Origin of the sequence: Pseudarthrobacter sp. CC4 (assembly GCF_048957775.1) — a bacterium.
Lineage (GTDB): Bacteria > Actinomycetota > Actinomycetes > Actinomycetales > Micrococcaceae > Arthrobacter.
Window position 1 is genome coordinate 58,362 of record NZ_JARCCZ010000026.1, and the last position, 25,130, is coordinate 83,491.

The window sequence follows — 25,130 nt, forward strand, 5'->3', positions numbered from 1 at the left end:
CTGCGGGGTCCAAGCCCTGCCGGATTAGGTTAGCGAGCCCAGAGTCAGCCCGCCTGGGCCAGCACCAGCGGAAGCACAGCACCAGCCCCGGCCTGGCGAAGAGCCCGGCCGGCCACGGTGAGCGTCCACCTGCTGTCCACGATGTCATCGACCAGCATCACGCTGCCGCCCTGCAACGAGCCCAGCGCGGCTTCAAGTTCCGGCCCCACCACCAGACGGTCCCACACCCCCGCCAGCCGGTAGGCGCTGTTGCCCCCGCGGTTTCCCGTGGGGCCACCGTGCGCCAACTGAAGCTCGCCCAGGTACGGGATGCGTCCGATCTCCGAAATTCCCTTCGCAAGGGACCCCACCAGCTCAGGCTTGCCCCGCGACGGGATGCTGACAATGGCGGCCGGCCGTCCGGCCCCGCTCCACGCAGGGTTGCGCGGGTCACCGCCGGCCCATTCGCGCAGTACCTGGACGCATGCCTGAAGCATGCCCGGGTCCACGGGCCGGTCCCCCGCGCCGGCCGCAAACAGCTCCCGCAATGCCCCGCCCCAGCCCAGGTCTGTCAGCCGTGCGAGGACCCGCCCCTCGGAGACTCCTTCTGCAGGTTTGAGCTTCCCCTTCACCGGAACACCAAGGCGGTCCATGCCGCTGGGCCACTGCAGCCGCGATTCCAGTACTCCGCCCGCCCTGCTGAGGGTCTGGCCGGCCGCCGCGGTGGCCTGCTCGGCAATCTCCGCCGGGAACCACCGGCCGGCGCAGTTATCGCACCTGCCACAGGCGTGGGCGGTCTCGTCATCAAGCACGGACGTGATGTATTCCATCCGGCAGCCGGCAGTGTCCTGGTAGATCACCATGGAGTCCTGCTCGTCCACGCGGGCCTCAGCTATCCGCCGGTACCGCTCGGCGTCGTATGCCCAGGGCCGGCCAGTTGACCGCCATCCACCGCCCACCCGCTCCACGGCGCCATCCACTGAGAGGACTTTCAACAGCAGTTCCAGCGGAGTGCGTCGAAGGTCCACCCTGGCTTCCAAGGCAACTGTGGACAGTGCGGTGCCTGCTTCGGCGAGCGCCGTGAGGACGGCGGCGGCTTTTTCCTCCGACGGCATGGAAGCCGTGGCGAAGTACTGCCAGATGTCCCGGTCTCCGGCACCCGGCAGGAGCAGGACATCGGCGTTCGCCGCCCCACGGCCGGCACGCCCAACCTGCTGGTAGTAAGCCACCGGCGAGGACGGCGCTCCGAGGTGGACCACGAAGCCGAGATCGGGCTTGTCAAAACCCATGCCTAGCGCGGACGTGGCAACCAGCGCCTTGACCTCATTGTCCTTCAGGAGCTGTTCGGCGCGTTCCCTGTCTGCGGGGTCCGTGCGCCCGGTATAGGCCAGCACCTCGTGGCCGGCCTCCGCCAGGAGGCGCGCTGTGTCCTCCGCCGCGGACACCGTCAGCGTATAGATGATGCCGCTGCCGGGAAGGTCGGCCAGATGCGTCAACAGCCAGCCCAGGCGCTGCTTGGCATCAGGAAGTGACAGGACTCCCAGCCGCAGCGAATCCCTGCCCAGCGCACCACGGATGGTGAGGACGCCGGCGCCGAGCTGCTCTTCGATGTCGTGAACCACCCGGGAGTTGGCGGTGGCTGTGGTGGCCAGCACGGGAACCGAATCCGGCAACTGGGTTATCAGGTCGGCGATCCTGCGGTAGTCGGGCCGGAAGTCGTGGCCCCAGTCTGAGATGCAGTGTGCCTCGTCGATGACCAGCAGGCCTGTGCGCCGGATAAGTTCGGGAAGCTGGTTTTCGCGGAAGGAGGGGTTGGTCAGCCGTTCCGGGGACACGAGCAGGACGTCCACCTGGTCAGCGGCGAGCTGTTCGCGGACGGTGTCCCATTCCAGCTGGTTCGCGGAGTTGATGGCCACGGCACGCACTCCTGCCCGGGCAGCCGCGGCTACCTGGTCCCGCATGAGGGCGAGGAGTGGCGACACGATAAGCGTGGGTCCGGCCCCGCGGCGGCGCAGGAGCAGGGAGGCCACGAAATAGACTGCCGATTTTCCCCAACCCGTACGCTGCACCACCAAAGCCCTACGGCCGTCATCCACCAGTGCCTCGATGGCTTCAAACTGGCCCTCGTGGAAACCGGCCGCCGGGTTGCCCACCAGCTCACGGAGAACGGCGAGCGCCTGCGCGTGGGTTGCCGAAGAAGGAAGGACGCCGGCATTTGCCGGTTCAGGAACGGTTGCGGGTTCAATGAGGTTGGTGGCGTGCTGGTTATCGACCATTGATTCAGTATCCCAGCCGCCTCCGACACGAGGCACACCGGAGCGCCCTATGTGGAAACCCCGCCACCGCAGCTTCGCGTCACATACGCCGGCCCCCACCCGTCCTCCACAGCCACTTCCGCGGCCCACGTAAGATAAAGCCCGTGACTAGCGAACAGACAACGACTTTTGACCTTTCGGCATCCTTCAAGGCGTACGACGTCCGTGGCATCGTGGGCGAGTCCATCACCGCCGAAATCGTCGAAGCCGTGGGCGCCGCCTTCGTGGACGTCCTCCAGCTCGAAGGCCAGACCATCCTGGTGGGCGGCGACATGCGCCCGTCCTCCCCGGAATTCAGCAAGGCCTTCGCCAACGGCGCAGCCACCCGCGGCGCCAACGTTGAGCTGCTGGACCTGATTTCCACGGACGAACTGTACTTCGCCTGCGGTTACCTGAACCGTGCCGGCGCCACCTTCACCGCCAGCCACAACCCGGCCGGCTACAACGGCATCAAGATGTCCAAGGCCGGAGCCGTTCCCATTTCTTCCGAATCCGGCCTTAAGGACATCCAGGCCCTCGCCGAGCAGTACCTCAACACCGGCACCATCCCGGCCGCGGCGAAGCGCGGCCTCATCGGTGTCCGCGACGTCCTCAAGGACTATTCCGAATACCTCCGCAAGCTCGTGGACCTGTCCGGTTCCCGGCCGCTGAAGGTTGTTGTGGACGCCGGCAACGGCATGGCAGGCCTCACCACCCCTGCAGTGCTGGGCGACACCCTGCTCCCCAAGCTGCCCCTGGACATCGTCCCCCTGTACTTCGAGCTGGACGGTTCCTTCCCCAACCACCCTGCGAACCCGCTGGAACCGGAGAACCTCCGCGACCTGCAGGCGGCAGTGGTGGAACACGGTGCGGACATCGGCCTGGCGTTCGACGGCGACGCCGACCGCTGCTTCGTGGTGGACGAGAAGGGCGAGCCCGTGTCGCCGTCGGCCATTACCGGCATGGTGGCGCGCCGCGAGATTGCCCGCGCCAAGGCCCTGGGCGAGGCAACCCCCACGATCATCCACAACCTCCTCACTTCGCGCGCCGTGTCAGAGCTCGTGGAGCACGACGGCGGCCGGGCAGTCCGCACGCGCGTGGGCCACTCCTTCATCAAGGCGGTCATGGCGGAGGAAGGCGCGGTCTTCGGCGGGGAGCACTCAGCCCACTTCTACTTCCGTGACTTCTGGAACGCGGACACGGGCATGCTGGCGGCCATGCACGTCCTGGCAGCCCTGGGCGAACAGGACGGCCCCCTCTCGGAACTGGGCCGAGAGTACGAGCCGTACGTCAGCTCGGGCGAGATCAACTCCGAGGTCGACGACAAGCCCGCCGCCGTCGAGCGCGTACGCGCGGCCTTCGCGGACGAGGACATCACCATCGACACCCTGGACGGCAGCACGTTCACGGCCAATGACGGCAGCTACTGGTTCAACCTGCGTCCGTCCAACACCGAACCTTTCCTCCGGCTCAACGCCGAGGCGACCGACCGCGCCACCATGGAACGGGTCCGGGACCGGGTCCTGTCGATTGTCCGGGCGTAGGCAAGCGTGACACAGACCCCGGAGCCGGGCTCCGAAGAACAGGGCTCCTGGCGCGGCTCGGTGCCGGAAGCCACCGCCACGGATCTGGAGAACCTCCTGGGCACGGGCGTCAGTGCCGCCCAGGAGCAACTCCACCGCAGCGGCGGCTTCCTGCCCTTCGCCCTGACCGTCCAGAACGACGGCGAGGTGCGGCTGGTGGCCGTCTCGCCGGCAGATGCCGCGGAAGGTTCGGACGGCGACTTTGATGCCGACGCCATGATCAGCGACCTCACAGCCCTGCTGCGGCAGAACCGGGAGGACTTCCGGGCTGCCGCCGTGGTCTGCGACATCCTGCTGGTGGAGGAGGACTCGGACGCCATCCACGTGGCGGCGGAGCACCGCGACGGCTCTGTCTTTGCTGCCGTGCTGCCTTACTCGGCGAACGCGGGTACCCAGACATGGGAATTTGGGGAGCTGGCGGCCGACGCCAGCGAGCCCGCGATCTGGGTGGACTAGACCGGCCGCGCCGCCATGAAGATCAACGCCTTCGCCGACGTCAGCCTGCGCGCCCTCATGGTGCTTGCGGCAGCTCCCCCGGGCGTCCTGCTGACCACGCAGAACATCGCCGACTCCGTAGGGACGCCCTACAACCACGTCAGCAAAGCCATGGCGAAGCTGCGCACCCTCGGATATCTCGAGGTGGTCCGCGGCCGGACCGGCGGCTCCCGCCTTAGCCACGCCGGCCGCAATGCCACCGTGGGGCAGGTCCTGCGGCAGCTCGATACCCGGACCGACGCGGCAGACTGCGTGGCTCCCGGCGGGAACTGCCCCCTGATCAATGAATGCCGGCTCCGCTCCGCGCTGTCCAGGGCACGCGAGGCGTTCTACCACGAACTCGATTCCGTCAACATTGCGGACCTCCCCGTGTCCGGCCAAATGGCCCCGGTCTTCAGCATGATCGGTCTCCGCCCGGGGCTCTGATACCCGGGCCAGGCCCGTATTACCGGGCGATTTGCTTCCATCTTCTACAACATGTAGAAATTGGGTATGAAAACCAGCATTTTGAATGCAGGTATTCGCAAAGGCCGGACGAAGGCCCCGGTCACTACCTCAGGAGTTCCCATGCTCTCGGAAAAATCCCGCCCCGTCATTGAAGCAACGCTGCCCCTCGTCGGATCCCGGATCGGCGCTATCACCCCCAATTTCTACGCCCGCCTGTTCGCCGCCCACCCCGAACTCCTGGACGGCCTGTTCAGCCGCTCCAACCAGCGCTCCGGCAACCAGCAGCAGGCGCTGGCAGGCAGTATCGCGGCCTTCGCCACCCACTTGGTCAACAACCCGGGCACCCTTCCCGAGACCGTCCTCTCCCGCATTGCCCACCGGCACGCTTCCCTGGGCATCACCGAACCGCAGTACCAGGTGGTCTACGAGCACCTCTTCGCCGCGATCGCCGAGGACCTGGCGGAGGTCATCACCCCGGAAATCGCGGAAGCCTGGACCGAGGTGTACTGGCTGATGGCCGACGCCCTGATCAAGCTCGAAAAGGGCCTCTACGCCGCCCAGGCCAATGACCGGATGTGGATGCCGTGGCGGGTGGCGGCCAAGACCCCCGCCGGCGCAGGCTCCATGACCTTGACCCTCGAACCGGCCGACGACACCCCCGTCACCCCGGCCCTTCCCGGCCAGTACATCAGCGTCAAGGTGACCCTGCCGGAAGGCCTTCGCCAGGTGCGCCAGTACTCGCTCTCCGGCGAGGCCGGCACCAGCCGAAGCTTCACCACCAAGCTTGACGACGGCGGCGAGGTCTCCCCCGTGCTCCACAACAACGTGCAGGTTGGCGACGTCCTGGAGATCTCCAACCCCTACGGCGAGATCACCCTCAAGGAGGGCGACGGGCCGGTGGTGCTGGCGTCCGCGGGCATCGGCTGCACCCCCACCGCTTCCATCCTTCGGTCCCTGGCAGAGGCCGGGTCCGAACGGCAGGTGCTGGTGCTCCACGCGGAAAGCACCTTGGACAGCTGGGCGCTGCGCAGCCAGATGACGGACGACGTCGAGCGCCTGGACGGCGCCGAGCTTCAGCTGTGGCTCGAAGAGCCCGTGGACGGAGCCAGGGAAGGTTTCATGTCCCTGCGTGAGGTGGATCTGCCGGCGGATGCGTCCCTGTACCTGTGCGGCCCGCTGCCGTTCATGAAGAACATCCGCAACGAAGCCATCAACGCCGGCATCCCGGCCACCCGGATCCACTACGAAGTGTTCGGCCCCGACATCTGGCTCGCCAGCTGAATCGATTGCTCCGTACCTGTCGTTTTGGAGTTCCATAACGACAGGTGCGGAGCAATCGATGGCGGGCCGGTGGGGGAACGACGGCGGCGCCGCACCTTTTTCCCAAAAGGTGCGGCGCCGCCGTCGTTATGCCTGCTTGATGCGGGCTTGTCAGCTGTGATCAGCCATGCGCTCCTTCAGGGCTTCCAGCTCGGCACGCAGCGCGTCCGGGAGTGAATCGCCGAACTGTGCGTACCAGTCCTCGATGGACGCCAGCTCGGCGTCCCATTCCTCCCGGTCCACGCGGACAGCCTCCTCCACGTGTGCGTGGGTAAGGTCCAGGCCCGTGAGGTCCAGCGAGTCACCGGTGGGAACGTAGCCGATGGGCGTCTCCACGGCAGCGGCCTTACCCTCGATACGCTCGATGGCCCACTTCAGGACCCGGGCGTTGTCCCCGAAGCCCGGCCAGGCGAAGCCGCCGTCGGCGGTGCGGCGGAACCAGTTCACCAGGAAGATGTGCGGCAGCCGCTCCGGGTTGGCCTTCCCGGAAACACTGATCCAGTGCTTGAGGTAGTCGCCGGCGTCGTAGCCGATGAACGGGAGCATGGCCATGGGGTCGCGGCGGAGCCTGCCCACCTGGCCGGCTGCGGCGGCCGTGGTCTCCGAGGAGAGCGTGGAGCCCATGAAGATGCCGTTTGTCCAGCTGCGGGCCTGGGTCACCAGGGGAACCGTGGTCTTGCGGCGGCCGCCGAAGAGGATGGCGGAAAGCTCCACGCCTTCGGGGCTGTAGTATTCCTCGGCCAGCATGTCGATCTGGGAGATGGGCGTGCAGAACCGGGAGTTCGGGTGGGCGGCAGGCTTGTCCGAATCCGGAGTCCAGGAGTTGCCCTCCCAGTCGGTGAGATGGGCCGGAACGTCGTCCGTCATGCCCTCCCACCACACGCCCCCGTCGTCCGTGAGGGCCACGTTGGTGAAGATGCTGTGGCCCTTGGCGATGGCGCGCATGGCGTTGGGGTTGGTGCCCCAGCCGGTGCCCGGAGCGACACCGAACAGGCCGGCCTCCGGGTTGGTGGCGCGCAGTTCGCCTTCCTTGCCGATCCGCATCCAGGTGATGTCATCGCCGAGGGTCTCGACTTCCCAGCCTTCAATGGTGGGATCCAGGAGGGCCAGGTTGGTCTTGCCGCAGGCCGACGGGAAGGCCGCCGACAGGTAGTACGACTTCTTCTCCGGCGAGGTGAGCTTGAGGATGAGCATGTGCTCAGCCAGCCATCCTTCGTCGCGGGCCATCACGGAGGCGATGCGGAGGGCGTAGCACTTCTTGCCCAGGAGGGCGTTGCCGCCGTAGCCCGAGCCGAAGGACCAGATGGACCGTTCCTCGGGGAAGTGGACAATCCACTTGTCCGGGTTGCAGGGCCATGCGACGTCGGCCTGGCCGGGTTCCAGCGGGGCCCCCAGCGAGTGCAGGGCAGGGACGAAGAACGCGTTGGTCTCGGTGATCTTGTCCAGCACCGCGGTTCCGATGTTAGCCATGATCCGCATGGAGGCAACAACGTAGGCGCTGTCCGTGATCTCGACGCCGAACTTGGGGTCCTCAGCGTCAAGGTGGCCCATGACGAAGGGGATGACGTACATGGTGCGGCCGCGCATGGAGCCGGCGAACAGCCCGCGCAGCTTTTCCTTCATCTCGGCGGGAGCCATCCAGTTGTTGGTGAACCCGGCGTCACGCTTGTTTTCCGAGCAGATGAACGTCTGCTCCTCAACGCGGGCTACGTCTGCGGGGTCGGAGAAGGCAGCGAAGGAATTCGGAAACAGTTCCTGGTTCAGCCGCGTCAGGGTGCCGGCTGCCACCAGTTCATCGGTCAGCCGGGTGTTTTCCTCTTCGGACCCGTCCACCCAGTAGATGCGGTCCGGCTGCGTTAGCTCTGCAACCTCTTCGACCCACGCCAGCAGACCGGCATGTGTGGTGGGTGCTTTCTCAAGCAGCGGCTTCTGCGCCAGATCGCCCATTTCGGTTCCCTTCCTCGGGTTCATCGGTGTGTCCTAAATGCTATGGTCCGGACCACTGGGGTTTTTGGGACGTATGCTGACGATTTGAGGCCACAGAAATGGAATTCCGCGGGAAATCAAGGAACTTCAAGCTGAAATTCTACGACAAAGTGACGAAGGTCACCTATACCGGTCTAGTAGCCGAGATTACACGCCCCTCGATTTGGCATCCCAGCCAACCCTCGCGTAAAGTAATTCGAGGTTCAGGGAGAGCGGTTCTTCTCCAGGAACACGGAATGCGCCCATAGCTCAGCTGGATAGAGCGTCTGTCTACGGAACAGAAGGTCAGGGGTTCGAATCCCTTTGGGCGCACCAACAAGGTCCGCACCGGTTCGCCGGTGCGGACCTTTTGCGTTAACCCACGTCCGCATTCTCCCGGGCGTAGGCTGTCCCCATGATGCCCGAGCCTGTGAAGCAGGAATTTGACGTTGTGGTGATCGGCGCAGGCGCCGTGGGGGAAAACGTTGCGGACCGCGCCGTCCAGGGCGGCCTCTCCGTGGTGCTGGTGGAGGCGGAGCTGGTGGGCGGCGAGTGCTCCTACTGGGCATGCATGCCGTCAAAGGCCCTGCTTCGGCCCGGAACGGCGCTGCACTCTGCGCAGACGACGCCGGGCGCCAAGGAGGCCGTCACGCGGACCCTGGATGCTGCAGCAGTGCTCAAGCGCAGGGACCATTTCACGTCCAACTGGCAGGATGACAGCCAGGTTGCCTGGGTCAAAGACTCCGGCATCGACCTCATCAGGGGCCATGCCTGGCTTACGGCTCCCAAGGCGGTCCAGGTTGCGGGGCTGGACGGCACCTCCCACCTGCTGCAGGCGCGACACGCGGTGGTGCTGGCCACAGGGTCAATGCCGAACATGCCCCCGATCGAAGGGCTTGAGGACGTGCAGGTCTGGGGAACCCGGGACGCCACCTCGGCCAGCGAAATTCCGGAGCGGCTGGCTGTCCTGGGCGGGGGTGTTGCCGGGACGGAGCTGGCCCAGGCGTTCGCCCGCCTCGGATCCGCCGTGACGCTCGTGGCGCGCAGCAGGCTGCTGGGGAACTATCCGGAGGAGGCAGCCAGCCTGGTTGCCGCGGGCCTACGCGCGGACGGCGTGGACATCCGGCTCAATACCGTGACGGAGGGCATCACTGCGAACGACGACGGCACCTTCAGTTTGCAGTTGGCCGGCGGGTCAACGGTCATCGCTGACAAGGTCCTCGTCTCCACGGGCAGGCACCCCGCCCTCGAGGGCCTGGGGCTGGAAAGCGTCGGCATCGAGCCGGACAGCCACGGCCGCCTGACCCTCAGTACGGATAGTTCCGGCCTGGTGGAGGGCATCCCGGGCGACGACCCGTGGCTGTATGCGGTGGGTGACGCGGCGGGCAAGAACCTGCTGACGCACCAGGGAAAGTACGAGGCGCGGGCGACGGGCGACGCCATCACGGCCCGGGCCAAGGGCGAACTGACCGGGCGGCCGGCGGACTGGAGCCGCTATTCCCAGACCGCCAACCAGCATGCCGTACCCAACGTCGTCTTTACCGATCCTGAGGTTGCCACCGTAGGCCGCACGCTGGAAGTTGCCCGCGAGGACGGCTACAACGCCTCTTCGGTGGAACTCCCCATCCAGGTGGCCGGGTCTTCACTGCATTCGGAGAACTATGAGGGGTGGGCGCAGCTGGTGGTCGACGAGGACCGGAAGGTACTGCTGGGCGCCACGTTCGCCGGCCCGGACGTCGCCGAGCTCCTGCACGCCGCAACGGTCGCCGTCGTGGGCGAGGTCCTGCTTGACCGGCTGTGGCATGCGGTCCCCTCCTACCCCACGATCAGTGAGGTTTGGCTGCGGCTCCTGGAGAAATACGGCCTGTAGGGCGTCGAACCAGCCGCTAGTTGAACTGACCGGTCAGTTTAATTAGGCTGGAGCTGGACGCATTCTGCGAAAGGCCAATCTTGCTCTCAGCTCAGCTGCTCTCGGTCAGGGGGCGCAGGGACCCCCTGCTTCCGGCCACTTCCCTCCACGTTAACCGCGGTGAACTCCTGCTGGCCACCGGCGGACGGCAGGACCGCCGCACGGCCCTTGCGCTGGTCCTCAGCGGCAGGATGAAGGCAACCGGAGGCCGCATCACCTGGGACGGCAGCGAGCGGGTCAAGCCGCGCCGGCTGGCGAGCGCCCTGGTGGACTCCCCGGGCGTCAACGAGCCGGAGCAGCACCTCAGCGTCCGGGACCTTGTCACGGAGGACCTGGCCCTGGTCCCGCGCCGCTACCGGGGCGCCCTGCTCAGCAGTCCGTGGCTGAAGGTGAACAGCTTCGAGGACATCGCCGGCCTTTGGACCGAGCAACTGGATCCGGGCCGGCGGCTCGAGCTCCTGACCGCGCTTGCGCTGGCCAATCCGCGCACGGACCTGCTGGTGGTCGATTCCCCCGACCGGCACGGTGACTCCGAGTGGCTGCCGCGGCTCCAGCGGATGGCGTTCGACGGCGGACGGCCGCTCGCCGTCGTCGCCACTGTTGGCGCCCTCCCGCCGTCGTGGAACGGACCCAGCGTTGCCATCGGCAACGCCGCCACGGGGGATGCCGCGGAAACTGCTGAACTCGAAACAGAGGTTGCCAAATGACGATACTGCGGCTGGCCCGCTCCGAACTCAAGAGGATGACCGGCGGGCTGCTGCCGAAGCTGACCATCCTCGCGCTGACCATGGTCCCCCTGCTGTACGGCGCCGTCTATCTTTACGCAAACTGGGATCCCTATGGCAACCTCGACCACGTCGACGCAGCCCTTGTTGTTGAGGACGCCGGAGCCCCGGCCAGCGACGGAACGCGGCTTGACGCGGGGGCGAAGGTGGCGGACAGCCTGGTGGACGGCAACGTGTTCCACTGGATACCCGTAGCCACCACGGAAGAGGCGGACCAGGGTGTCAGCAACGGCGAATACGCGTTCGCCCTGAAAATTCCCCGGGACTTTTCGGCCAACCTGGTGTCCCCCGGCAGTTTCGATTCCGCCAGCCAGGCAATGCTGAACGTCACCACCAACGATGCCAACAACTACCTCCTGAGCACCATCGTGGATAAAATCACCACTGCCGTCCACAGCACCGTTGCCACGGAGGTGGGCGAGGAAACGGCCAACCAGCTGCTGACGGGTTTTGGCACCATCCACACACAGATGGTCAAGGCGGCAGACGGCGCGGGCCAGGTGGCGGACGGCGTGGCGCAGCTCCGCGACGGAGCCGCCGCCCTCCATGAGGGCACCTCCGAGCTGAGCAACGGCGCCGGCGGGCTTTATGCCGGACAGGCCAAGCTGCGCGACGGCGCCAACGAGCTGACCGACGGCGCAGGCCAGCTCAGCAGCGGACTCTCCACGCTCAAGGACAAGACGTCCACGCTGCCCACCGATTCCCGTACCCTCGCCGCCGGTGCAGCCCAGGTGGCAGCCGGAAACGCGCAGCTGAACGCCAAGGTGCAGAACGTTGCAGCCCAGCTGGAAGCCGCAGACCAGGGGCTCCGGACACGGTTGCTGGAATCAAACAGCAGGCTTATCGCGGCAGGCGTCCTTACGCAGGAGCAGGCCGACAGCATCCTGGCCGACTTCGACGCCACAGCCGGCTCGAGCCCAATGGCTGCAGCCAAAACGGGAATCCAGGCAGATGCCGCCCAGATCCAGCAACTGGCGGACGGGGCACAGTCTGTCAGTGCCGGCGCGGCGCAGCTCGCCGCTGGCACGCCGGCACTGAGGGACGCCGTGTCGCAGGCTTCGTCCGGCGCCGACCAGCTGCACACCGGGGCTGCCGCACTGGCCACCGGAGAACAGGCCGCGCTCGACGCGGCCGGCCGTCTTGCTGACGGAGCAAGCAGTGTGGATGCCGGGGCGGCCCAGCTGATGAATGGTGCCGGGACGGCAGCGGGCGGGTCACGCACGCTGGCGGACGAAATCGGCAAAGGCGCCGGGCAGGTGCCCAACCCCGATGACGCCCAGAAGAGCAACATCTCCCGCGTCATGGCAGACCCTGTGGCGGTCAGCAACGTCTCACAGGCCAAGGCCGAGTCCTACGGGGCCGGGCTGGCACCGTTCTTTCTCGCCCTCGCGCTGTGGATCGGCATCTTCATGCTGGTCCAGGCAATGCGTCCCATCACCCAGCGGGCGCTGGCGTCCAATGCGGCGTCCTGGAAGATCGCACTGGGCGGCTGGCTCCCGTTCCTGGCGGTCTCGGCGGTGCAGGCAACCCTCCTTACCCTGGTCGTGAATCTTGCCCTGGGGCTCAATCCCGCCCACCCTGTCCTGATGTGGTTCTTTATGCTGGCCGCAGCAATGGCGTTCAGTGCCCTCATCCAAGGCGTTGTGGCGCTGCTCGGCTCTCCGGGGAAACTCGTGGTGCTCATCCTGCTGGTCCTGCAGCTGGTGTCCTCCGGCGGGACCTTCCCGTGGCAAACCACTCCGCAGCCGCTCCACGTGGTGCATGAGGTCCTGCCCATGGGCTATGTAGTGGCCGGGATGCGGCACCTGGTCTATGGCGGGGACCTGACCATGATCGCACCCACGGTCCTGGGCCTGGTGGGCTATACCGCCCTGGGCGCGGCCATGTCCACGGTTGCGGTGCGCCGGAATAAGTACTGGACCCTGAAGACGCTGAAACCTGAGATTGCGGTATGAGCACGGAACCACCGGGAGCGGCGAAGAGCCTGCGCACCGCCCGGACTACCGCTACGCGCCAGAAACTCTTCGAGGCGTCCATGGAACTCATCGGCGAGCGGGGTGCGGCCGGCGTCACGGTTGATGAGATCGCCGCTGCGGCAGGCGTCTCCAAGGGAACCGTCTACTACAACTTCGGCAGCAAGTCGGAGCTCATCGCGCAGCTGCTGCGGCATGGGGTGGACATCCTGAAGGCCCGCCTCCTGGGAGCACCGGAACAGGGAGCAGGCCAGCCCGGGGGCCGAGCCGGGGCTGGCGGCTCCCGGGCAAGCGACCCGCTGCTGGCCATGGAGGCAATGATCGGACAGGCCCTGGACTTCATGGCGGACTACCCGTCCTTCGCGCGCCTCTGGGTCAGCGAAAACTGGCGTACGCCCAGCGAGTGGCAGGGCACCTTCGCCGTCCTTCGCGGCGAGCTGCTCGGCGTGATCGGGGGGGCAGTGGAGAAGGTGGCGCAGGCATACCCGGTGGACCCGTCGGTTTCCCGGGGCAGCCTGGAAACCGCCATTTTCGGGGCCTGCTTCGTGGTGGGACTGGACCGCCAGACATACCACCCCGAGCGGACGCGTGACCAAAGCGTTGCAGCAATCATGGCCATCATGCGCGGCTACGTGCTGAAGCAACCCTCAGCTCAGGGATGATTGGACCCATGGGGAAGAGCGGAAAGTTCGCGGTTATTTCCGGTGTTGTTGCGGCCGGCCTGCTGGTGCTGACCGGGATGACGCTCGCCGAGCCGGTGTTCATTGCGTTCCTCGGTGTCCTGGCGCTGGCGTGCCTGGCCTGCATCACGGAGATCCTGAACCGGGGGCGGCGCCTTGCCCTGCTCGTAGCATGCGCGGGCACCAGCCTCACCATCGGCTTTTCCCTCGCCTTCGTCAGCACGTGGGAACTGGCTTTCGCCGGCCAGTCATCGTTCGTCGGAACGCCGTTGCCCACTGACGACCCCGACAACTACTTTTTCGGCGCTGCCACTGCAGCCGTGGTTACCCTGCTCGTGCTGTTCGTCGGTGCGGCCTGGCCCCGCGGGCGCCGGCTGCACGCGCTGTCGCGGAAAGGCACGGCTGGACGGAGTACGGCTGGACGGGGCCCCGGCAGAAAGGGCACGGCAACAAAGGGCACGGCCGGCAGGAACACAACAAGCAGGGGCACGGCCGGCAGGGACGCTTCCGTGAAGGGACGGACGGCGGCGGGCAGGCCGGCCGCCAAGGGAACAGCCCAGCGCAAACCGGCCCAGCAGGCAGGGGGCCTCCGCGCGCCCGCGCGGGTGCCTTCAAGCGCAGCCAACCGGCCGTCGTCGTCCGCTTCCCCTGCCAGGACGCCGCCGAAAACGGGGGCCAAAACCACGCCGCGCCGGTGACTCCTGCCGGCCCGGCAGGATGGGCGCCAGGCTAGTGGGCCCGGGGAACCTTGAACTTGGTGATGCGGGCGTCCTGTCCGTCCAGTTCGGCCCAGGATTTCTCCGTCTCCAGGACGGTGAGGGCGTTGGTGGGGTACCGGGTGGCAGCGTCCATGTAGGCATGGTGGTCGGAATCCCGCGAGGCGAGGTGCATTGCCAGGTCCTGGACCCCCGGCAGGTGTGAAATCACCATCAATGTGGTCACGGTGTCCGGAACGTGGTTGATGACCGTCAGCATCCGAAGTGCTGAGGCAGCGTACAGCCCGTCCTCAAGCTTGGGGGTAGGCGCTTTGTCCCCCAGCTCCGAGCACACCCAGGTGCAGGTCTGCCTGGTCCGCAGGGCACTGGAGCAGAGGATGAAGTCCGGGACGATGTTGTGCTTGAGCAACCAGCGGCCGGCCAGGGGCGCCTCCCGGTGGCCGCGCTCCTCCAGCGGACGCTCGTGGTCGGCCACCCCGCCCGGCCAGTCGGCCTTGGCATGGCGCATGATCACAAGCCGTCGAAGATGGTGCCCACTCATGGCCCTAGCCTATAGCCCGCCGCCCAAGCCAGGCACGGAGGGCACATACGCAGAGAGCGCGCCCTTGAGGTTAGTGCTAGATCGAGTATTCAGGAGCGGCCCAGACAACCACTTCGGGGTGTTCGTAGAACCGGTATCCCTGGCCGCGGACGGTGCGCACGGTGTTGGCGAGGCGGCCCAGCTTGGAGCGCAGCCGGCGGATGTGGACGTCGATGGTGCGCTCGTTGGGGACCTCTTCGGCGTTGCGCCAGAGGCCTTCCAGGAGCTCATCGCGGCCCACGGTGCGGGTTCCGTTCTCCACAAGGTAGTTCAGGAGCTCGAACTCCTTGAACGTCAGGTTGAGGGACTCGCCGTCCAGGTGGACTTCGCGGCGGGCGAGGTCGATCAGGACACCGGACGGGCGCGGCTCCTGGGCCTGCGCGGGACGCGCGGCGTCAGTGCGCGGGCGGGTGTTGACGGTGGGGTCACCGAACGTGGAACGGACGACGTCGAGCGCGGAACCGGGAGTGCCTGCGGGGGCCACGGCGACGGCTGCGTAGCTTTCGGCCCCGGACACCAGGGACTGGGCGTAGGCGCGGATTTCCTGGGCCAGCTTGGCGATGGAGGTCCCGGCGGCCGCCGCGGTTTCCTCGTCGATGCCCATGTAGAGCACGAATCCGCGGGCGACGTTGTCATTGGCGACAGGCCGGACAGCAGCCGGACCGGCGACTACGGGAGTGGGGGCCGTCATCGGTGCCGCGTCGGCAGGCTGGACGGCACGGAGCTGCCCGTAGGAATTGGGGTTATAGCCCTGGGGCGCGTAGCCCTGGGCGGGAAAGTTGCTTCCGGAAGCAGAGGGAGCAAGGGCAGGGCGGGGGCCGAAGCCGGGGCGGAGGCCGGTCTGCTGGCCCGCCTTGGCGGCGTTACGGACAGAGATGTGGACGTATCCGGATGCAACTGACATAAGTGCTTACCTCAATGTGAATGGCCGTCATCACGGCCCGAATGCTGGGTTTCCCCGCAATGCGAACTGGGGAGGGGCGCCCGACGCTGGGCTGGGGGCGAATGCCTAAGAACTTCGGAGGGTGGGAAGGTCAGGCGTGCATTCGAAACAGCGCATGTCGGCAGCAGCGGATGTGCTGGGCCAATATTCTGCGTATGCAGGTGCTGTTGAGTTCTTGTTCACATTGGAAGTGTGCAGCGTAACAATGCCAACTTGCAAGTAACAATGGACGCGATCGTCCGCATAATGAGACGAACTGGGCTAATGTGCTGCAAATCACGATTCTGGCGGAGCCATAAAAATAACGCTTGTTATCCCTTGGAGGCGTCCGATTCCGCCCCTAGGCAGAATTTTGTTCGACAGCATGGTGCTTCCCGTCGAAAATATTCAAGACTGGGACTGATAGGGAAATCCCACTCACCGCCTTGCTGGCGTGTCCAGCCGCCCGCGTTTTCGGACAAGAAATTTTCCCGGAAAACTGCCGCGCGACGGCAATCCCGCAGCAGCGGCCACGCAGGAGCGGCCGCATTTCCGGCATCCAGCTCGCTAGGCTGGGATTCACAGCTTGGTCACAGGAACGCCATAGCCGGGCTTAAACCAATAATCGGAAAGTTGTCCCATGGCCACGTCGCACTCCATGACAAACAACCTCCCCAAACTCACCCATCCGGACGGCTCCCCCATCAGGGCCCTCGTCGTGGATGACGAACCCAGCCTCTCTGAACTCATGAGCATGGGGCTGCGCATGGCGGGCTGGTCCGTGGCAGTAGCTGCCGACGGCCCGGAAGCGGTGAAGCTGGCCAAGGACTTCCGCCCCGACGTCCTGATCCTCGACGTCATGATTCCAGGGTTCGACGGCGTCGAGGTCCTGAACAGGATCCGCGCTTTCGCACCCGAGGTTCCCGCGCTTTTCCTGACCGCCAAAGACGCGGTCCAGGACAGGATCGTGGGCCTCGCTGCCGGCGGCGACGACTATGTGACCAAACCCTTCAGCATGGAGGAAGTCCTGCTGCGGCTGCACCGGCTGGTCCAGCGCTCCGGAGTTGCCGCCATGGACACTGCGGAACTGGTAGTGGGAGACCTTGTGCTCAACGTCGACACCCGGGAGGTGACCCGCGCGGGCGAGGAGCTCCAGCTGACGGCCACCCAGTTCGAGCTGCTGCGTTACCTCATGGAGAACCCAAAGCGCGTCATCAGCAAGGCCCAGATCCTGGACCGGGTGTGGAACTACGACTTCGGCGGGCAGGCAAACATCGTGGAACTCTACATCTCCTACCTGCGCAAGAAAGTGGACGCCGTGCACCCGCCCATGATCCACACCGTGCGGGGCGCCGGGTACGTCATCAAGCCGGCGGAGTAGGCGCGCCATGACCTCCGTGCACACCGCGGAGCCGCAGCCCCGGAGCTGGCTCAAACCCGCCACCTGGCACTTGCGCACACGCCTTATCCTGCTGGCCATGGCGCTGTTGATCGCCATCTGCGGTGCGGTGGGCGTAGCCAGCTACGCCTCGATGGACTCCTTCCTCACCCGCCAGCTGGACGAGCAGCTGAGCCAGGCCGCAACCCGCTCCAACGATCCCGGCCGGCTTCCCTCCGGCGGCTTCAACGGCAGGGACCCCCTGGATTCCCGCGGACAAAGCGTGGGAACACTGAACGCCCGCATCCTCAACGGCCAGGTCAACAGCGCCGGCTTCCTGGCCCCGGACACTACGCGCTCTGCGCTGTCCTCCGAGGACAAGCAGGTCCTGCTCGCACTGGCCACCGATGCCCGGCCCGTTGACCGCACGCTCTCAAACGGCGACTACCGGCTGATTGCGGTCAAGACCAGTTTCGGCGACGTCCTGGTCACAGGGCTCCCCCTGGCCGCCAAGGAGAGCACGCTGACGTCCCTGGTGTGGACCTTCGTGTTCGTCTCGCTGGGCGGGTTGCTCCTGATCGGGCTGGTGGGCACGGTCCTGATCCGCCGCACCATGAAGCCCCTTGAACAGCTCTCCGAGGTGGCCACCCGGGTTTCGCAGCTGCCCCTGGACGCCGGCGAGGTGGCACTTGCCGTTCGCGTCCCGCCGTCGAACTCCAACCCTGGAACTGAGGTGGGCAGCGTGGGGCACGCGCTGAACCTCATGCTGGACAACGTTGCGAATGCGCTGCAGGCGCGGCAGAAGAGCGAGACCAAGGTCCGGCAGTTCGTGGCTGACGCCTCCCATGAGCTGCGCACGCCGCTGACCGCCATCCGCGGCTACACCGAACTGATGAGAATGACGGAAAACTTCACTCCGGACGGGGAGAAGTCGCTGGCACGGGTGCAAAGCCAGTCGGAACGGATGACCGCTTTGGTGGAGGATCTCCTGCTGCTCGCGCGGCTCGACGAGGGTCAGCCGCTGAAGCTTGCCGAGGTGGACCTGACCCAGCTGGTGGTGGAAGGCGTCAGCGATGAGAAGGTCATGGCGCCAGGGCACACCTGGCGGCTGGAGCTCCCCGACGAACCGGTGGTGGTGAACGGGGATCCGTCCCAGCTGCGGCAGGTGCTGATGAACCTGCTCTCCAACGCCCGCAAGCACACCCCTCCGGGAACCACGGTGGTAACGGGGGTGGAGAAAACGCCGGAGGGCGCCGCAGTGGTGACCGTAACGGACGACGGCGGCGGCATTCCGCCGGAGTTCGTGGACCGGGTCTTCGCCCGGTTTGCCCGCGCAGACGCGGCACGTGCGGGGACCAGCGCGCCCGGCGCGTCCGCCGCTGAAGGAACCAGCGGTTTGGGGTTGTCCATCGTCGAGTCCATTGTTGAGGCCCACGGCGGACGGGTAACGGTGACGTCGCAACCCGGCCGCACGCAGTTCGCCCTGCAGCTACCCCTCATGCCGGGAATGGCACAAGGCGGCGCGCCGTCATCGTGACCTCCGTTACCAAAATGTGACTTATGCGCCGAACTCCTGTACCGTCGAATGGGTGCGGTCCCCGTTCGGGCCGCATATCCCGGGTTGACGCCAAGCTCTGCCACTTCCCGGATTCCTCTTGAACAACGGCAGAGGCGGGGGACCCACCGTCCCGGGCACTGACTGCCCTTGGGGTTAAGCCTGCACGTGTTTCTTCCGTGCGGCCGGATGCCCTCATCCGAACCCGACAGCTAACTCCGCAGGTGTGAGAGGCGATCTATTATGTCCAAGTTCCTTGTAAAACCACGCCCGAATTCAGGCACGGATGCACGCTCCACGCGTGCAGCAGGCAAATTCCCCTCCGTCGGCCGGCGCGCCGGACTGCTGGCAGCATCCTGCGCCCTCCTTGTTGGAGTTGGCGCTGCGGGCCAGGCCACCGACACGGGTGCCCGCGTGGCAGCCACCGGGGCGCAGGCTTCGGAGTCCCATTCCAAGCTGAGCATGGAGCAGAGCGAAATCCGGGCCAACCCTGCGCCTGAGCCCGCAGCCGAGCAGATCAACGTTGTCCCGCAGGCAGCCGAACCTGCTCCCGTTGCCGAGCCCGCACCGGCTCCTGCGCCGGAACCCGCTCCGGCCCCGGCACCCGAGCCCGCACCCGTCGTCGCAGTTAATGATCCCGCAGGCGCCCAGGCGTACGCCGCAGGCCAGCTGGCTTCCTATGGCTGGGCTCCGGACCAGATGCAGTGCCTGCAGACCCTCTGGACCAAGGAATCGGACTGGACCACCACGGCCACCAACCCGAGCAGCGGCGCCTACGGCATCGTCCAGTCCCTGCCGGCTGAGAAGATGGCCAGCGCCGGAGCCGACTACCTCACCAACTACCGCACGCAGATTAACTGGGGCCTGAACTACATCCAGGAGCGCTACCAGTCGCCGTGTGGTGCACTGAACTTCCACTTGTCGAACAACTGGTACTAGGCGGGATGCAGTAACCTACTTCTGCTGCTCCCCCGCGTCCCGGCCGGGGATGAACTGGACGGCCCACCGGTTCCCGTCCGGATCCGCGAAGTACACAAAATGGCCCCAGTCCTGCACGTCCACTTCGCTCACGTCCACCCCGTTGCCCTTCAGGTGCTCGTAGGCAGCCTGGATGTCGCTGACCACGAGCTGGAGGTTCGAGCCGGTACCCGGAGGCGCGTCCGTGAGCCCTTCCCCGATGCAGATGGAGCAGGCCGAGCCGGGAGGAGTCAGCTGGACAAAGCGGATGGAGTCCGTGGGCCGCTGATCGAAATCGGCATTGAACCCCACCTTGTTGACGTAGAAATCCTTGGCCCGGTCCACGTCGGACACAGGGACAAACACCAGTTCCAGTTTCCAGTCCATCCGCACAGGCTAGCCCTGCGGCCGGGAACAGGAAAGGCCTGGCTTTAGCCTGCGATGCCGTACAGCCGGTCGCCTGCGTCGCCGAGGCCGGGAACGATGTAGGACTTCTCGTTGAGCCTTTCGTCGATGGAGGCCAGCACGATGGTGACGTTGGCGCCGGAGAGTTCTTCCTCCAGCTTCGCCAGTCCTTCCGGAGCAGCAAGCAGGCAGATGCAGGTGACATCAGAGGCGCCGCGCTTGAACAGGAACTTGATGGCTTCGCGCAGCGTCCCGCCGGTGGCCAGCATGGGGTCCAGGACGAAGATCTGCCGGTCGGTAAGGTCCTCAGGCAGGCGCTCGGCGTACGTGATGATGTCCAGGGTTTCCTCGTCACGGGCCATGCCGAGGAAGCCCACTTCAGCTGTGGGGACGAGCTTGGTCATGCCCTCGAGCATTCCAAGGCCCGCGCGCAGGATGGGCACCACCAGCGGGGTGGGCTTGGTGAACGCCGTGCCCACGGTGGTGCTGACGGGCGTTTCGATGGTGACGGGCTCGGTGCGGACCTCGCGCGTTGCCTCGTAGGCGAGGAGCGTCACCAGCTCCTCCGTCAGCTGCCGGAAGACCGGGGACGGAGTGTTTTTGTCGCGGAGGACAGTGAGCTTATGGGCGACCAGCGGGTGGTCCACAACGAGAGTGCGCATTGGTCAAAACTATCACCCGGCCGCCGGCCCCCTCCCCGGCACTTCGCCGCTGGCCTCCGGCTCCCCGGTGTGGTCCTCGCGGAGGACGGGGTGTTCAAACGTGGGCGCAGGGCCCGCGTGCTCGCGGCGGCGTATCAGGTGGAACAGCCGGTGGGCGAGGATCACCATGGACACCCACGCAAGGCCAAGGAACCAGCCGGCCATCACATCGGTCAACCAATGGTGTCCCAGGAAAACCCTGCTCAGGCCCATGGCGATGATGAAGATGGCTCCGGCCGTTATCGCGGCGATCCTAGCCCACAGGATTTGGAACTGGAGGCACATCAGATAGACCAGGACGCCTATCACCACAGTTGTGTTCAGCGTGTGTCCGCTCGGGAAGGACGGTGTGGTTTCATAGGGCGGCACCGCCTCCGAATGGTCCGGACGGGTCCTGCCGACCAGTCGCTTGCCGAGGGTGGTGGCAGTTGTGGAAACGAGGGCAGCGCCGCCCACCAGGACGATGGGCCGCCACGTCCTGCTCAGTAATGTCAGCCACGCGGTGAGGATGCTGGCGAGAATGGGCATGCCGATCCCCCCGCCCACGTTGGTAAAGCCGGTGGCGAAGGCGTCCACCTCGGGATTCCGCAGCGACTGGGAGTATTCCAGCGCGGGAATATCCAGGCTGGCCAGCCCCTCCTCGTCCACTACATTCGCGTATACCTCCGCACCGAGCAGGGCCAACGTGACCACCAGTGTTCCGCCGATGATCAGGGTCAGCCACAAGGCGGCATAGGGCTTGATCCACTTGTCCATGCGGTCTCGGACGGTGCTCACTGTGCCTCCCGGCGTCTGGGGCGTCACGGGCTCGGGTTATCCCACGAAACTATCATTGAGCCATGGTCTCCGCAGATAAAAAACACGACGCGTGGATGGGCCTTGCCCTGGCCGAGGCCCGCCGCGCCCTTGCTACGGAGGATGTGCCGATTGGTGCGGTGGTCATAGGGCCCGACGGCGCCGTGCTGGGTTCCGGCCGGAACCAGCGGGAGGAGCTTGGTGATCCCACCGCCCACGCCGAGATGGTTGCCATCCGGGAGGCGGCAGAACGGTTGCGCCAGCTTTCAGTGCTCGACGGCGGCAGCGGGGACGGCTGGCGGCTCGCCGACTGCACGCTGGTGGTGACCCTGGAGCCCTGCGCCATGTGCGCCGGCGCCATTGTCCTGGCCCGGATTCCGCGGGTGGTCTTCGGGGCTTGGGATGAAAAAGCGGGGGCGGCAGGATCCGTGTTCGACGTGCTCCGCGAGCGCCGCCTGAATCATTGGGTTGAGGTTTATCCCGGGGTGCGCGAGGCGGAGTGTGCCGGGCTGCTGCGTGATTTCTTCGCCGGGCACCGGCTCTAACTCCTGATGGCGTCCAGCACCACGGCCGCTGTCCGGTCCCAACCCGGCAGCGTGCTCCTCGCCTGAACCGCCCTTTCGCGCCAGGAAGCCCTGGTTGCGGTGTCCTCCAGCCAGCTGCGGAGGACCTGGGCCAGCAGGGCCGGGTTGGCAGGGTCGTCATCGGCAGGGAAGGCGACCTTCGCCCCGGGAAGCGGGCCGCCGTCGTCGTCCGTACCCGGTGCGCCCAGGCGCAAGGCCTCGACGGCGCCCGTCCCCTCGCGCACGATCACCGGGATACCCCGGGCGAGCGACTCGGTGACCACCATGCCGAAGGCCTCAGCGCGGGAGACCAGCAGGCTGAGGTCTGCCCGCAGCCATGCGTTTTCGAGCGCCGGGCCCGTCAGCTCGCCGGTGAGCCGGATCCGTCCGCCCAGGCCGTTCGCCTGAACGGCAGCGCGAACCTTGCCGGTGTATTCCGCGTCTGCCCGGTCCGAACCCACCAGGGCTGCCGTCCAGTCGAGGTCCTGCAGCAAGCCCAGTGCTCCAACCACAAGCAACTGGTCCTTGTTGGGCAGGAGTGCGGCCACGGCAACGATATGGGGCGGCGTGGAGCCCGGGGCCAGCGGAGCCGGGTCGGTGCCGGGAAGGGCGACCTTCAACCCATGTAGGCCATGGCGTGCCGCCAGGACATTCCTGGCCCAGGTGCTGGTGCACAGCACCCCGGTGGCGGCACGCAGGGACCTTGCCTCAAGTCCGTAGCGGGCGGGTGCAGGCATGTGGACCAGCACCCAGGTTTCCCGGCCGGCTTTGGCCGCGAATTCCAGCTCATCCGGCGCACCCATGGCGATCAGCCCATCCACGAGGATCACGGTGCCCTGCAGTCCTGCGTCCGGTTCCCAGGCGCCAAGCAGGCTGCCCAGCCGGCGCCGAGCGTGGGCATTGGCTTCAGGCCAGGAGCCGTCCACTGCGATCACCTCGACCTCTGTCCCCAAGGCCTCCAAGCCCTGCACCAGCCGCGCGTTATAGACGTTCCCGCCGGAATGGTGGTGGATGTTGCCGGGTACCAGCAGGCGGATGCGGGGCACGGGATCAGGCTGCTGGAGAGTCCGCTGCCGGGAGATCCAGCGAGTAGGTGGCCCAGGCATCCGGGTTCTCCCGCAGGGTGACGTCGATGCCCTCAAGACGGCCGCCGTCGTCGTCATTCTGCAGCTTTTCCGCAACTGAATGGGCAATGTATTCCGCGAGCGCCTCAGTGGTGCTGAGTTTGCCCGCAAAATCCGGATGCTCGTCCAGGTTGCGGTAGTTCAGGCCTGCCAGGACCTCCTCGATGATGGTGCCAGCGGCGCCGATGTCCAGCACGATCGCGTCCTTGTTGAGCGTCCGACGGCGGAAGGACACCTCGGCGACAAAAGTCGCCCCGTGCAGGGCCTGGGCCGGCCCGAACGCCTCACGGGGCAGGCTGTGGGCGATCATGAAGTGGCGGCGGACGGTCAGGCTGAACATGGACTACCTCTGGTCTTCTCGGGTCTGGTGCGGGTCTTTGTTCTCGGGGTCTTTGTTCCCGCGGTCTTTGTTCCCGCGGTCTTTGTTCCCGCCGCCTTCGTCGGTGGGGTATTCGATGACGTGGCACAGGGCTTCAAGCTTCCCGTGGGCGAGGTCCTGCACCGTGCCGGGCAACTCGGCGAACCGCGAGGTACCGGTGAGGAAGGCATCGAATACGGGGTCCTTCAGCAGCGAGACGGCGAGGTCCAGGCGGTCGACGCTGGTCCTGCGGTGGCGGCGCGCACGCGCCACCACACCCACCTGGCTGGCCCGGATGGACAGCCGCCGGGCATGGAAGTCCTCCCCCAGCGGCAGGGTTACCTCGCGGTTGGCGTACCAGGACATCTCGATGACGTCCCCCTCGTCGCCCACGAGCTGCAGGCTCCGCTCCAGGCCTTCCTGGGATGCAGAGCAGTGGAAAACGATGTCGCAGTCGGCCAGGGCGTCATCCGGGCGGGCGAAGTCCACGCCCAGGGAGTCCGCCAGGTGCTTCCGGCCCGGATCCAGGTCCACCAGCTGCAAGCGCTGCAGCGGGAAGGTCCTCAGCAGGGTGGCAACCATGCCGCCCACCAGCCCGGCTCCCACCACCGCAATCCGGTCTCCCAGCCGCGGACCCGCCTCCCACAATGCGTTCACGGCGGTCTCCACCGTGCCGGTGAGCACTGCCCGGCGGGAGGGCACGTCATCAGGGATCTTCGTCAGTGAGCTGACCGGCACCACGTAGCGGTCCTGGTGGGGGTTAAGGCAGAAGACGCGCTGCCCCGCCCAGCCCTCCGGACCCTCCTCGACAACCCCGACGGAGAGGTACCCGAACTTCACCGGCCCGGGGAAGTGTCCCTCCTGGTGGGGTGCCCTCATCTCCTCGGCAACCCGGGGCGGAACAGCGCCTGCATGGACCACCATTTCCGTGCCTTTGCTGATGCCGGAGTACAGGGCGCGGACCAGGGCCTCGTCCGACCCGCGGGCAGGCAGCTCCTCGGGCCGGAGCTCGCCATGTTCCCTGGCTGTGGTCCAGTAGGCCGTTGCGTGCGTGCGACTGGATTGATGCGCTGGACTGGATTGATTAGTCATCTTGCTGATGAATCTAGCCGTCAACGTGCGCGCGGGAAAGCTGGCCGGCGGCAGTCCCCTTGTCCCGTCGCATCCTCCCCGTCGCTTCCTCCCCATCGGGAGGCACGGTCCGGTTCCCGTCGGGAGGCACAGTCCGGGCAGGCCTCACCATCACGATTGCGGAGAGGGCTTCGTTACGTGACGCCAGCGCTTGCCTGGCAGGCCATCTCCCACCAAACATCTTCGGGCAGCGGGTCCTTGGGCTGCTGGTACCCAGGCATGAACCAGTCAGCAAAAGTGTCCTCGGGGAACTCCTCCTTTGGATACAGGTCCTGGAGCGACCGGCCGGCTGCTAGAGGCCAAGCATCAGACAAGTCATCAGGCAGCGACACCCCCGAAAGGTCGTTGGGCAGCGACACCCCCGAAAGGTCGTTGGGCGGTGGCCACATCTCCGCAAGGTCATCAAGCGCGCGGAGCCCTGCCGGCACAGCCCGTTCCGGCCAGTGGGGTGGTTCCCAGTCCTGGTGTTCGCTTGTGTAGTGGCGGCCGGTGGGTGAGGTCCAGCCGGGTGGTGC

Annotated in this window: 23 protein-coding genes, 1 tRNA gene, 1 pseudogene and 1 riboswitch; of the genes and pseudogenes, 14 read left to right on the top strand and 11 right to left on the bottom strand. The window is 66.4% G+C overall.

The window, feature by feature from the left end:
- Window positions 1–44: 44 nt before the first annotated feature.
- Complete coding sequence (locus PV768_RS17480; protein WP_421093693.1) at window positions 45–2,255, bottom strand: RecQ family ATP-dependent DNA helicase; 2,211 nt, start codon at window positions 2,253–2,255, stop codon at window positions 45–47.
- Between the two features lie 143 nt (window positions 2,256–2,398).
- Here PV768_RS17480 and PV768_RS17485 point away from each other — a divergent pair, with 143 nt between their 5' ends.
- The 4 genes from PV768_RS17485 (at window position 2,399) to PV768_RS17500 (ending at window position 6,079) form a co-directional block, all read left to right on the top strand.
- Window positions 2,399–3,817 (top strand): phosphomannomutase/phosphoglucomutase, encoded by a 1,419-nt coding sequence (locus PV768_RS17485; RefSeq protein WP_321215343.1) that lies wholly within the window; start codon window positions 2,399–2,401, stop codon window positions 3,815–3,817.
- Window positions 3,818–3,823: 6 nt separating this feature from the next.
- On the top strand, window positions 3,824–4,312 hold the full coding sequence (locus tag PV768_RS17490) for a hypothetical protein (RefSeq protein WP_321215342.1): 489 nt from the start codon (window positions 3,824–3,826) through the stop codon (window positions 4,310–4,312).
- A 15-nt stretch (window positions 4,313–4,327) separates the two neighbouring features.
- Window positions 4,328–4,777: an RrF2 family transcriptional regulator gene (locus PV768_RS17495; protein WP_421093694.1), complete on the top strand. Its 450-nt coding sequence runs from the start codon at window positions 4,328–4,330 to the stop codon at window positions 4,775–4,777.
- Window positions 4,778–4,918: 141 nt separating this feature from the next.
- The gene (locus PV768_RS17500; RefSeq protein WP_421093695.1) at window positions 4,919–6,079 is read left to right on the top strand and encodes a globin domain-containing protein; all 1,161 of its coding nucleotides are present in this window, start codon (window positions 4,919–4,921) and stop codon (window positions 6,077–6,079) included.
- A gap of 150 nt (window positions 6,080–6,229) precedes the next feature.
- On the opposite strand, the gene PV768_RS17505 is transcribed toward PV768_RS17500, so the two are convergent.
- Entirely contained in the window at window positions 6,230–8,065 is a 1,836-nt protein-coding gene (locus PV768_RS17505; RefSeq protein WP_421093704.1) for a phosphoenolpyruvate carboxykinase (GTP), read from the bottom strand.
- Window positions 8,066–8,342: 277 nt separating this feature from the next.
- Between PV768_RS17505 and PV768_RS17510 the strand changes: the two genes are divergently transcribed.
- The 6 genes from PV768_RS17510 to PV768_RS17535 all read left to right on the top strand — a co-directional run bounded on the left by PV768_RS17510 (window position 8,343) and on the right by PV768_RS17535 (window position 14,128).
- Window positions 8,343–8,419 (top strand) — tRNA-Arg (locus PV768_RS17510).
- 82 nt (window positions 8,420–8,501) lie between these two features.
- Window positions 8,502–9,953, top strand: coding sequence for a dihydrolipoyl dehydrogenase family protein (locus tag PV768_RS17515; protein ID WP_421093705.1), 1,452 nt, complete (start codon window positions 8,502–8,504; stop codon window positions 9,951–9,953).
- Window positions 9,954–10,033: 80 nt separating this feature from the next.
- On the top strand, window positions 10,034–10,699 hold the full coding sequence (locus tag PV768_RS17520; protein ID WP_421093696.1) for an ABC transporter ATP-binding protein: 666 nt from the start codon (window positions 10,034–10,036) through the stop codon (window positions 10,697–10,699).
- Window positions 10,696–12,732 carry a YhgE/Pip family protein gene (locus PV768_RS17525; RefSeq protein ID WP_421093697.1) on the top strand — a complete coding sequence of 679 codons (2,037 nt, stop codon included), beginning with the start codon at window positions 10,696–10,698 and terminating at the stop codon, window positions 12,730–12,732. Before PV768_RS17520 ends, PV768_RS17525 begins: the two co-directional genes overlap by 4 nt.
- Window positions 12,729–13,412, top strand: coding sequence for a TetR/AcrR family transcriptional regulator (locus PV768_RS17530; RefSeq protein ID WP_421093698.1), 684 nt, complete (start codon window positions 12,729–12,731; stop codon window positions 13,410–13,412). Before PV768_RS17525 ends, PV768_RS17530 begins: the two co-directional genes overlap by 4 nt.
- 8 nt (window positions 13,413–13,420) lie before the next feature.
- A complete protein-coding gene (locus PV768_RS17535; protein WP_421093699.1) occupies window positions 13,421–14,128 on the top strand; it encodes a hypothetical protein in 708 nt (235 codons plus the stop codon).
- Window positions 14,129–14,159: 31 nt separating this feature from the next.
- Here PV768_RS17535 and PV768_RS17540 read toward each other — a convergent pair whose 3' ends face one another.
- Both PV768_RS17540 and PV768_RS17545 read right to left on the bottom strand, forming a co-directional pair.
- Window positions 14,160–14,687, bottom strand: coding sequence for a SixA phosphatase family protein (locus PV768_RS17540; RefSeq protein ID WP_321215335.1), 528 nt, complete (start codon window positions 14,685–14,687; stop codon window positions 14,160–14,162).
- Window positions 14,688–14,763: 76 nt separating this feature from the next.
- Entirely contained in the window at window positions 14,764–15,630 is an 867-nt protein-coding gene (locus PV768_RS17545) for a winged helix-turn-helix domain-containing protein (RefSeq protein WP_323058078.1), read from the bottom strand.
- Between the two features lie 658 nt (window positions 15,631–16,288).
- Here PV768_RS17545 and PV768_RS17550 point away from each other — a divergent pair.
- The 3 genes from PV768_RS17550 (at window position 16,289) to PV768_RS17560 (ending at window position 19,520) form a co-directional block, all read left to right on the top strand.
- A complete protein-coding gene (locus PV768_RS17550) occupies window positions 16,289–17,029 on the top strand; it encodes a response regulator transcription factor (RefSeq protein WP_421093700.1) in 741 nt (246 codons plus the stop codon).
- 7 nt (window positions 17,030–17,036) lie between these two features.
- Window positions 17,037–18,563: an ATP-binding protein gene (locus tag PV768_RS17555; RefSeq protein WP_421093701.1), complete on the top strand. Its 1,527-nt coding sequence runs from the start codon at window positions 17,037–17,039 to the stop codon at window positions 18,561–18,563.
- 95 nt (window positions 18,564–18,658) lie between these two features.
- Window positions 18,659–18,819: riboswitch (cyclic di-AMP (ydaO/yuaA leader) on the top strand.
- A 5-nt stretch (window positions 18,820–18,824) separates the two neighbouring features.
- Entirely contained in the window at window positions 18,825–19,520 is a 696-nt protein-coding gene (locus tag PV768_RS17560; protein WP_157239177.1) for a hypothetical protein, read from the top strand.
- Between the two features lie 15 nt (window positions 19,521–19,535).
- Here the strand turns inward: PV768_RS17560 and PV768_RS17565 are convergent, their stop codons facing one another.
- From PV768_RS17565 to PV768_RS17575, 3 genes are read right to left on the bottom strand one after another with little or no spacing between them, the layout of a single operon-like run.
- On the bottom strand, window positions 19,536–19,925 hold the full coding sequence (locus PV768_RS17565) for a glyoxalase superfamily protein (protein ID WP_421093702.1): 390 nt from the start codon (window positions 19,923–19,925) through the stop codon (window positions 19,536–19,538).
- Window positions 19,926–19,969: 44 nt separating this feature from the next.
- Complete coding sequence (gene upp / locus PV768_RS17570; protein WP_157239181.1) at window positions 19,970–20,605, bottom strand: uracil phosphoribosyltransferase; 636 nt, start codon at window positions 20,603–20,605, stop codon at window positions 19,970–19,972.
- A 12-nt stretch (window positions 20,606–20,617) separates the two neighbouring features.
- Window positions 20,618–21,400, bottom strand: coding sequence for a phosphatase PAP2 family protein (locus PV768_RS17575; protein WP_157242708.1), 783 nt, complete (start codon window positions 21,398–21,400; stop codon window positions 20,618–20,620).
- A gap of 83 nt (window positions 21,401–21,483) precedes the next feature.
- On the opposite strand from PV768_RS17575, the gene PV768_RS17580 reads away from it, so the two are divergent.
- A complete protein-coding gene (locus PV768_RS17580; RefSeq protein ID WP_157239183.1) occupies window positions 21,484–21,984 on the top strand; it encodes a nucleoside deaminase in 501 nt (166 codons plus the stop codon).
- Here PV768_RS17580 and PV768_RS17585 read toward each other — a convergent pair.
- From PV768_RS17585 to PV768_RS17600, 4 genes and pseudogenes are all read right to left on the bottom strand, one after another.
- Window positions 21,981–23,048 carry a glycosyltransferase family 4 protein gene (locus PV768_RS17585; protein ID WP_321215332.1) on the bottom strand — a complete coding sequence of 356 codons (1,068 nt, stop codon included), beginning with the start codon at window positions 23,046–23,048 and terminating at the stop codon, window positions 21,981–21,983. The genes PV768_RS17580 and PV768_RS17585 overlap by 4 nt on opposite strands.
- A 4-nt stretch (window positions 23,049–23,052) precedes the next feature.
- Window positions 23,053–23,466 carry a 6-carboxytetrahydropterin synthase gene (locus PV768_RS17590; protein ID WP_323058075.1) on the bottom strand — a complete coding sequence of 138 codons (414 nt, stop codon included), beginning with the start codon at window positions 23,464–23,466 and terminating at the stop codon, window positions 23,053–23,055.
- Window positions 23,467–23,469: 3 nt separating this feature from the next.
- Complete coding sequence (locus PV768_RS17595; RefSeq protein WP_421093703.1) at window positions 23,470–24,576, bottom strand: zinc-dependent alcohol dehydrogenase; 1,107 nt, start codon at window positions 24,574–24,576, stop codon at window positions 23,470–23,472.
- Between the two features lie 173 nt (window positions 24,577–24,749).
- Window positions 24,750–25,130, bottom strand: a pseudogene (locus PV768_RS17600) (hypothetical protein); the annotation flags it as partial.

Excerpts from the sequence above, each read along its gene's own strand:
- PV768_RS17480 (WP_421093693.1), bottom strand. The coding sequence starts at position 2,255 with ATGGTCGATAACCAGCACGCCACCAACCTCATTGAACCCGCAACCGTT.
- PV768_RS17495 (WP_421093694.1), top strand. The coding sequence starts at position 4,328 with ATGAAGATCAACGCCTTCGCCGACGTCAGCCTGCGCGCCCTCATGGTG.
- PV768_RS17500 (WP_421093695.1), top strand. The coding sequence starts at position 4,919 with ATGCTCTCGGAAAAATCCCGCCCCGTCATTGAAGCAACGCTGCCCCTC.
- PV768_RS17505 (WP_421093704.1), bottom strand. The coding sequence starts at position 8,065 with ATGGGCGATCTGGCGCAGAAGCCGCTGCTTGAGAAAGCACCCACCACA.
- PV768_RS17515 (WP_421093705.1), top strand. The coding sequence starts at position 8,502 with ATGCCCGAGCCTGTGAAGCAGGAATTTGACGTTGTGGTGATCGGCGCA.
- PV768_RS17525 (WP_421093697.1), top strand. The coding sequence starts at position 10,696 with ATGACGATACTGCGGCTGGCCCGCTCCGAACTCAAGAGGATGACCGGC.
- PV768_RS17530 (WP_421093698.1), top strand. The coding sequence starts at position 12,729 with ATGAGCACGGAACCACCGGGAGCGGCGAAGAGCCTGCGCACCGCCCGG.
- PV768_RS17535 (WP_421093699.1), top strand. The coding sequence starts at position 13,421 with ATGGGGAAGAGCGGAAAGTTCGCGGTTATTTCCGGTGTTGTTGCGGCC.
- PV768_RS17540 (WP_321215335.1), bottom strand. The coding sequence starts at position 14,687 with ATGAGTGGGCACCATCTTCGACGGCTTGTGATCATGCGCCATGCCAAG.
- PV768_RS17545 (WP_323058078.1), bottom strand. The coding sequence starts at position 15,630 with ATGTCAGTTGCATCCGGATACGTCCACATCTCTGTCCGTAACGCCGCC.
- PV768_RS17550 (WP_421093700.1), top strand. The coding sequence starts at position 16,289 with ATGGCCACGTCGCACTCCATGACAAACAACCTCCCCAAACTCACCCAT.
- PV768_RS17555 (WP_421093701.1), top strand. The coding sequence starts at position 17,037 with ATGACCTCCGTGCACACCGCGGAGCCGCAGCCCCGGAGCTGGCTCAAA.
- PV768_RS17560 (WP_157239177.1), top strand. The coding sequence starts at position 18,825 with ATGTCCAAGTTCCTTGTAAAACCACGCCCGAATTCAGGCACGGATGCA.
- PV768_RS17565 (WP_421093702.1), bottom strand. The coding sequence starts at position 19,925 with ATGGACTGGAAACTGGAACTGGTGTTTGTCCCTGTGTCCGACGTGGAC.
- upp (WP_157239181.1), bottom strand. The coding sequence starts at position 20,605 with ATGCGCACTCTCGTTGTGGACCACCCGCTGGTCGCCCATAAGCTCACT.
- PV768_RS17575 (WP_157242708.1), bottom strand. The coding sequence starts at position 21,400 with ATGGACAAGTGGATCAAGCCCTATGCCGCCTTGTGGCTGACCCTGATC.
- PV768_RS17580 (WP_157239183.1), top strand. The coding sequence starts at position 21,484 with ATGGTCTCCGCAGATAAAAAACACGACGCGTGGATGGGCCTTGCCCTG.
- PV768_RS17590 (WP_323058075.1), bottom strand. The coding sequence starts at position 23,466 with ATGTTCAGCCTGACCGTCCGCCGCCACTTCATGATCGCCCACAGCCTG.
- PV768_RS17595 (WP_421093703.1), bottom strand. The coding sequence starts at position 24,576 with ATGACTAATCAATCCAGTCCAGCGCATCAATCCAGTCGCACGCACGCA.